Raw genomic sequence first — 5,822 nt, forward strand, 5'->3', positions numbered from 1 at the left:
TCTGCAACGCCCGGTGCGCCACGGCGGCGACGATCTCGACGCGCTGGACGCGCGGCTCAAGCCGTTCGCGCCGGGCTGGCTCGTCTACGACATGCGCCTGATGATGCAGCGCTATCAGCAGGACGGCGCGGTGGCCACGGCAGGCGACGTGGATGCGTTGAGCGCCCTGCTGGGCCGCGCGCCGCGCAGCTATCGCGCGTTCGCCGAGGCCTGCGCCGCGCAGTGGCTGGCGAACTGAGCGTACCGGGCGACGGGCGCGGCACCCGTCGCGCCCGGGCGGGCCGCGCTCAGGCGCTAGCCCGCTCCCCCCCGGCCGGTTCCAGCGCCACGCCGGCCCGCTCCAGCAAGCGCTGATTGCGCAGCAGCACCGCGCTGAACATCAGCCGCTTGCCGGCCTTGCGATAGCGCGCCTGCAGGCTCTCGAACGCGGCGATCCCCGAATGATCCACCACGTGCAGGTGGTGGCAATCCACCACCACCGTGTCGGGGTCGTCGAGCGGCTTGAACAGTTCCTGGAAGTTAGCGGTCGAGGCGAAGAACAGCGTGCCGTGCAGCACGTAGGTCACCGAGCCGTCCGCGCCGCGCTCGATCTCGGCGCGGATCTCGCGCGCATGCTGCCAGGCGAAGTTCAGCGCCGCGATCACGATGCCGCACAGCACCGCGATGGCCAGATCCGTGAACACCGTGATCACCGTCACCAGCACGATCACCAGCGCATCGTTGCGCGGCACCTTGCCGAGCACGCGCAGCGATCCCCAGGCGAAGGTCTGCTGCGCGACCACGAACATCACGCCCACCAGCGCGGCCAGCGGAATCCGCTCGATCAGCGGCGACAGGAACAGGATGAACAGCAGGATCATCACGCCGCTGACGGCGCCCGACACGCGGCTGCGCCCGCCCGAGCTCAGGTTGATCATGGTCTGGCCGATCATCGCGCAGCCGCCCATGCCGCCGAACAGGCCCGACACGACGTTGGCCACGCCGAGCGCCAGACACTCGCGGTTCGGACGCCCGAGCGTTTCCGTGATCTCGTCGGTCAGATTGAAGGTCAGGAGGGTTTCGAGCAGGCCGACGATTGCCATCAGCAGCGCGTAGGGGAACACGATCCGGAGCGTGTCCAGATCGAACGGCACCGCCGGGAGATGAAAGCTCGGGAACGCGCCGGCAATGTGCGCCATGTCGCCGAGCGTGCGCGTGGGCAAATGCAGCAGCTGGGTTGCGGCCCCCACGCCCACGATCGCCACCAGCGCCGGCGGCACCGCCTTGGTCAGGCGCGGCAGCAGGTACACGATCAGCATCGTCGCGGCCACCAGCGCCGCCATCACAAGCAAGGGCGTGCCTTGCAGCCAGGCTTCGCCGTGCGGCGTGGCCTGCTTGAAGTGCTCGAGCTGGGCCATCGCGATGATGATCGCCAGCCCGTTGACGAAACCGATCATCACCGGGTGCGGCACCATCCGGATCAGCTTGCCCAGGCGCAGCAGCCCGAACAGCATCATCAGCACGCCGCTCAGCACCACCGTGGCCAGCAGATATTGCGCGCCGTGCTGCACCACCAGCGCGACGATCACCACCGCCATCGAACCGGCCGCGCCCGAAATCATGCCCGGCCGCCCGCCCAGGATCGCCGTCAGCGCGCAGATGATGAACGCGCCGTACAGGCCCATCAGCGGATTGAGCTGGGCGACCAGCGCGAACGCGATGCACTCGGGCACCAGCGCGAACGACGAGGTCAGGCCGGCCAGCACGTTGGCGGGAATGTTGGAGAGCCACTGCTCTCGCGGGGTTTGGATCTTCATCGAATCGATGCTCCGTTCGGAAAACGCGTCCGGCCTCGATGGCGGCCAGGCGCTGCATATCGGCGACGGCATGCGTCTCGCCAGGCGAGGCGCCGTTGCGGCAATAAAAAGGGAGCGGCTCGTCGAAACCGAACGAGCGCGCGCGTCCACACCCGAGAACCTCCCGGTGGAAAGGCCGTGGTGCACGGCAGGAGGTTCTCGATGGCTTACATGGGTGTGGAGCGGGAATGGGCTGGCGGGTTGCCGGAGCGCCGTTGGCAGGCGCGGCGCGATTGCGTACCAGGGTCGGGAGTTTACCCTAGGTCGGCGAATTTCGAGACAGGAAATGACATGGATTGACCCGGCCCCCAATCCTCGGCTTGCACATCGCAATAAACGGAGATAGCATCTCCATTTATTGCCCATGCGGCAGACTTCTCGTCTTTGGAGGCGACCATGGCGGATACGGTATTGGTGACCGGGGGAACCGGATTCGTGGCGCGCGAGTGCATCGCGACGCTGTTGGACAAGGGCTACGACGTACGCACCACGGTGCGCGACGCGAGCAAGCAGGAGGTGGTGCGCAAGGCCGTGGAAGGCCGCGCCGCGCCGGGCGCGACGCTGTCGTTCGCCGAAGCGAACCTGCTCGCCGACGCAGGCTGGGACGCCGCCATGCAGGGCTGCCGCTACGTATTGCACGTCGCGTCGCCGCTCGGCATGACCGAGGGCAGCGAGGAACAGATGATCGAGACGGCCCGAGGCGGCACGCTGCGGGTGCTGGCCGCGGCCGTGCGCAACGGCGTCGAGCGCGTGGTCATGACCTCGGCTGCGAACGCGGCCAGCCCGGTGTCTTACGAGCAAGAAGGCGAAACCGACGAGACGCTGTGGACCGACGCCAGCGCGCCCGGCCTGCTGCCCTATCGCCGCTCCAAGACGCTCGCCGAACAGGCCGCCTGGGACTTCATCGGCCGCGAAGGCGGCAGCACCACGCTGACGACGATCCTGCCCGGCGCCGTGTTCGGCCCGGTGCTGTCCGCCGAGAACCTGAAATCGGTGCAGGTGCTCGGCCGGATGCTGCGCGGCGAAATGCCCGGTATCCCGCGCATCGGCTTCGAGATCGTCGACGTGCGCGATCTGGCCGACGTCCACGTGCGCGCAATGGAAACGCCGGCCGCAGCCGGCGAGCGCTTCCTCGCCACCGGCGAATTCATGTGGATGCCGGACATCGCCGACACGCTGCGCGAAGCCTGCGGCGACGACGCGGCCAAGGTGCCCACCGCGGTGCTGCCCGACGACGTGGTGCGCCAGCTCGCGCAGGCCTCGCCGGAAATGCGCGAGATCGCCGTCGCGCTGGGGCGCAAGGCCGTGCACAGCATCGACAAGGCGCGCCGGCTGCTCGGCTGGACGCCGCGTCCGGCGCGCGAGACGGTGATCGACTGCGGCCGCAGCCTGGTTGCCTGGAAGCTCGTATGAGCGAGGCGCCACGCGGCCGCAAGGCGAAGGCCGACACCGCAGCCGAAATCGAGGCCGGCCAGGACGCCCCGCCGGCGCGCCGCCAACGCAGCGATGCGGCCAACAATCGCGACCGCCTGCTGGCGTCCGCGCACAGCGTGTTCGCCGAGCGCGGCCTGGCCGCCACGCTCGACGACGTCGCGCGCCACGCCGGCGTGGGTGTGGCCACGGCCTATCGGCATTTCCCGAACAAGATGGCGCTCGCTTCCGAGGTGCTCGAAGGCGCGATCGCGCAATTGGCCGCCGACGCCGAGGCCGCGCTCGCGCTGGCCGATCCATGGCAGAGCTTTTCAAGCTTCTTCGAGACGGTGGTGTCGGCGCAATCGCGCCATCGCGGGCTGCATCATCTGTCGGCCGCCGACGGCATCGTCGGCGCGGAGATCCAGCAACGCTTCGAGATGGCCGTGAAGGCGCTGTTCGAGCGCGCGCAACGCGAAGGCGTGGTGCGCGCCGACGCGCGCCCGACCGACATCGGCCCGCTGCTCGTGATGCTGCGCACCGTGATCGACCTGAGCCCGCCCGGCAAGCCCGAGCTGTGGCGACGTTATCTGGCGTTCCTGCTCGACGGCCTGCGCGCCGCCGGCCAACCGCCCGCCCCCGTGGACGGCCTCACGCCCGCCGAGCTCGACGCGTTCATCGCGATGAAGGCGCGCGCCTGAATCACCCACCCGCCCGCGCCTGCATGAAATCGATGAACGCGCGCAGCTTGCGCGGCACATGGATGCGGCTCGAATAGTACAGATGGAAGCCGGGGAAACTCGGCCACCACGGTTCGAGCAGCGCCACCAGCCGGCCGGCGCGGATGTCGTCGGCCACCACCGCCTCGAGCGTGCAGCCGATGCCCGCGCCGCCGCGAATCGCCGAGAGCAGCAGATCGCCGTCGTTGGTCAGGAACGGGCCGGGCGTCTCCACCGTGAACGTGCGCACGTCGTCCTGAAATTCCCAGCGGAAGATGCCGCTCTCCAGCCGCACGTTCAGGCAGCGGTGCGCCGCCAGATCGGCCGGCTCGCGCGGTATCGCGCGGCCGTCGAGATACTGCGGCGCGGCCACCGTCGCGAGCCGCTGCGCGCCGCCCAGCGGCACCGACACCACGTCCTGCGCCAGGTTTTCCAGCAAACGGATGCCGCCGTCGAAACCGCCGGCCACGCTGTCCAGCAGCGCGTTGTCGCAATGCAGCTCGACGGTGATGTCGGGATAGGCCGCCAGGAACGGCGTCAGGTGCGGCATCACGAGAATCTGCGCGGCGATGCGCGACACGTTCAGCCGCAACAGCCCGGCCGGGCGGTCGCGGCGGTCGTGCACGTCGTTGACGGCGCCATGCAGCGCGTCGAGCGCCGGCTGCGCGCTGTCGAGAAAGCGCCGGCCGATTTCGGTCAGGCCCACCTTGCGCGTCGAGCGTTCGAGCAGGCGCACGCCGAGCCGCGCCTCCAGCGCGCGCAGCGTCTGCGACAGCGCCGAGGTCGACACCCCCATCTCGTTGGCCGCGCGCGTGAAGCTGCGGTGATGCGCCACCCGCGCGAACGCCGCGATGCCCGGCAGCATCTCCGGCGAGATCATTCGATTGTGAAGCCCGTCTTCATGGTTCATCCCGTTCCACCGCTTTATCTGGGCCAAGGCGCCGCCTAGCATACAGGCTCACTTCACAATCGGGAGCAGGCATGAAGCGACTCGCAGGCAAGGCGGCCATCGTCACGGGATCGTCGAAGGGCATCGGCGCGGGCATCGCGCTGCGGCTGGCGGCGGACGGCGCGAAGGTGGTCGTCAACTACACGCGCGACGCCGCGCCGGCGCACGCGCTCGTGGAACGGATCGCGGCGGCGGGCGGCGAGGCAGTGGCCGTGCAGGCCGACGTGGCCGTGGCAGGCGGCCCGCAAACGCTCGTCGAGGCCACGCTCGCCGCGTTCGGGCGGCTCGACATCCTCGTCAACAACGCTGGCGTCTACGCCATCGATTCGATCGACACGTTCAGCGCCGAAACCATCGACCGGCACTTCGGCGTGAACGTGCGCGGCCTGCTGCTGATGACGCAGGCCGCCGCGCGCGTGCTGCCCGACGGCGCGGTGATCGTCAACGTCAGCTCGGGCGTGGCGAAAAGCCCGACCGGCATGGGCCATGTCTACTGCGCGACCAAGGGCGCGGTGGACACGCTGACGCGCTCGCTCGCGCTCGAACTCGCCCGGCGGGCGATCCGCGTGGTCGGCATCGCGCCCGGCTTCACCGACACCGAAGGCAACAGCCACATCCCGCGCGACCTGATCCAGCCGCTCATCGACAAGACGCCGCTCGGCCGCTCCGGCAAGCCGGCCGACATCGCGGCGGCGGTGTCGTTCGCCGTGTCGGACGACGCGGGCTGGGTAACCGGCTCGACGATCGACGTGGCGGGCGGGCTGGTGTTCTGAGGCCGGGCCGCGCCGCGAGAAGGCAGGCCAGGCCGCTCAGCCGCGCGCGCCGGCCCACACCGCCTACCCCACGCCCGCCCACAGCCCCGCCCATTCTCGCTGCCGCGCGAGCCGCACACGACTGACGCCTGTCGCC

General features: G+C 69.8%; 5 protein-coding genes and 1 pseudogene. 4 read left to right on the forward strand and 2 right to left on the reverse strand.

The genetic code is table 11. From position 1 onward, the window contains the following. Positions 1-238, forward strand: a pseudogene (locus G3N92_RS29885) (NmrA/HSCARG family protein); the annotation flags it as partial. A 49-nt stretch (positions 239-287) separates the two neighbouring features. On the opposite strand, the gene G3N92_RS29890 reads toward G3N92_RS29885, so the two are convergent. Beyond that, positions 288-1,796, reverse strand: coding sequence for a SulP family inorganic anion transporter (locus G3N92_RS29890; protein WP_206131168.1), 1,509 nt, complete (start codon positions 1,794-1,796; stop codon positions 288-290). Between the two features lie 435 nt (positions 1,797-2,231). Between G3N92_RS29890 and G3N92_RS29895 the strand changes: the two genes are divergently transcribed. Continuing rightward, positions 2,232-3,248, forward strand: a complete 1,017-nt coding sequence (locus G3N92_RS29895; RefSeq protein WP_206131169.1) for an NAD-dependent epimerase/dehydratase family protein — start codon at positions 2,232-2,234, stop codon at positions 3,246-3,248. After that, complete coding sequence (locus tag G3N92_RS29900) at positions 3,245-3,946, forward strand: TetR/AcrR family transcriptional regulator (RefSeq protein WP_206131170.1); 702 nt, start codon at positions 3,245-3,247, stop codon at positions 3,944-3,946. The genes G3N92_RS29895 and G3N92_RS29900 overlap by 4 nt, the downstream gene beginning before the upstream one ends. A gap of 1 nt (position 3,947) precedes the next feature. Here the strand turns inward: G3N92_RS29900 and G3N92_RS29905 are convergent, their stop codons facing one another. Beyond that, positions 3,948-4,874: a LysR family transcriptional regulator gene (locus G3N92_RS29905; RefSeq protein WP_241015105.1), complete on the reverse strand. Its 927-nt coding sequence runs from the start codon at positions 4,872-4,874 to the stop codon at positions 3,948-3,950. A gap of 71 nt (positions 4,875-4,945) precedes the next feature. Here G3N92_RS29905 and G3N92_RS29910 point away from each other — a divergent pair, with 71 nt between their 5' ends. Then, complete coding sequence (locus tag G3N92_RS29910) at positions 4,946-5,686, forward strand: SDR family oxidoreductase (protein ID WP_206131171.1); 741 nt, start codon at positions 4,946-4,948, stop codon at positions 5,684-5,686. Positions 5,687-5,822 lie beyond the last annotated feature (136 nt).

Origin of the sequence: Burkholderia sp. Ac-20379, assembly GCF_017104645.1 — a bacterium.
In the GTDB taxonomy this organism is placed as follows: Bacteria; Pseudomonadota; Gammaproteobacteria; order Burkholderiales; family Burkholderiaceae; genus Burkholderia.

Excerpts from the sequence above, each read along its gene's own strand:
- G3N92_RS29890 (WP_206131168.1), bottom strand. The coding sequence starts at position 1,796 with ATGAAGATCCAAACCCCGCGAGAGCAGTGGCTCTCCAACATTCCCGCC.
- G3N92_RS29905 (WP_241015105.1), bottom strand. The coding sequence starts at position 4,874 with ATGAACCATGAAGACGGGCTTCACAATCGAATGATCTCGCCGGAGATG.
- G3N92_RS29895 (WP_206131169.1), top strand. The coding sequence starts at position 2,232 with ATGGCGGATACGGTATTGGTGACCGGGGGAACCGGATTCGTGGCGCGC.
- G3N92_RS29910 (WP_206131171.1), top strand. The coding sequence starts at position 4,946 with ATGAAGCGACTCGCAGGCAAGGCGGCCATCGTCACGGGATCGTCGAAG.
- G3N92_RS29900 (WP_206131170.1), top strand. The coding sequence starts at position 3,245 with ATGAGCGAGGCGCCACGCGGCCGCAAGGCGAAGGCCGACACCGCAGCC.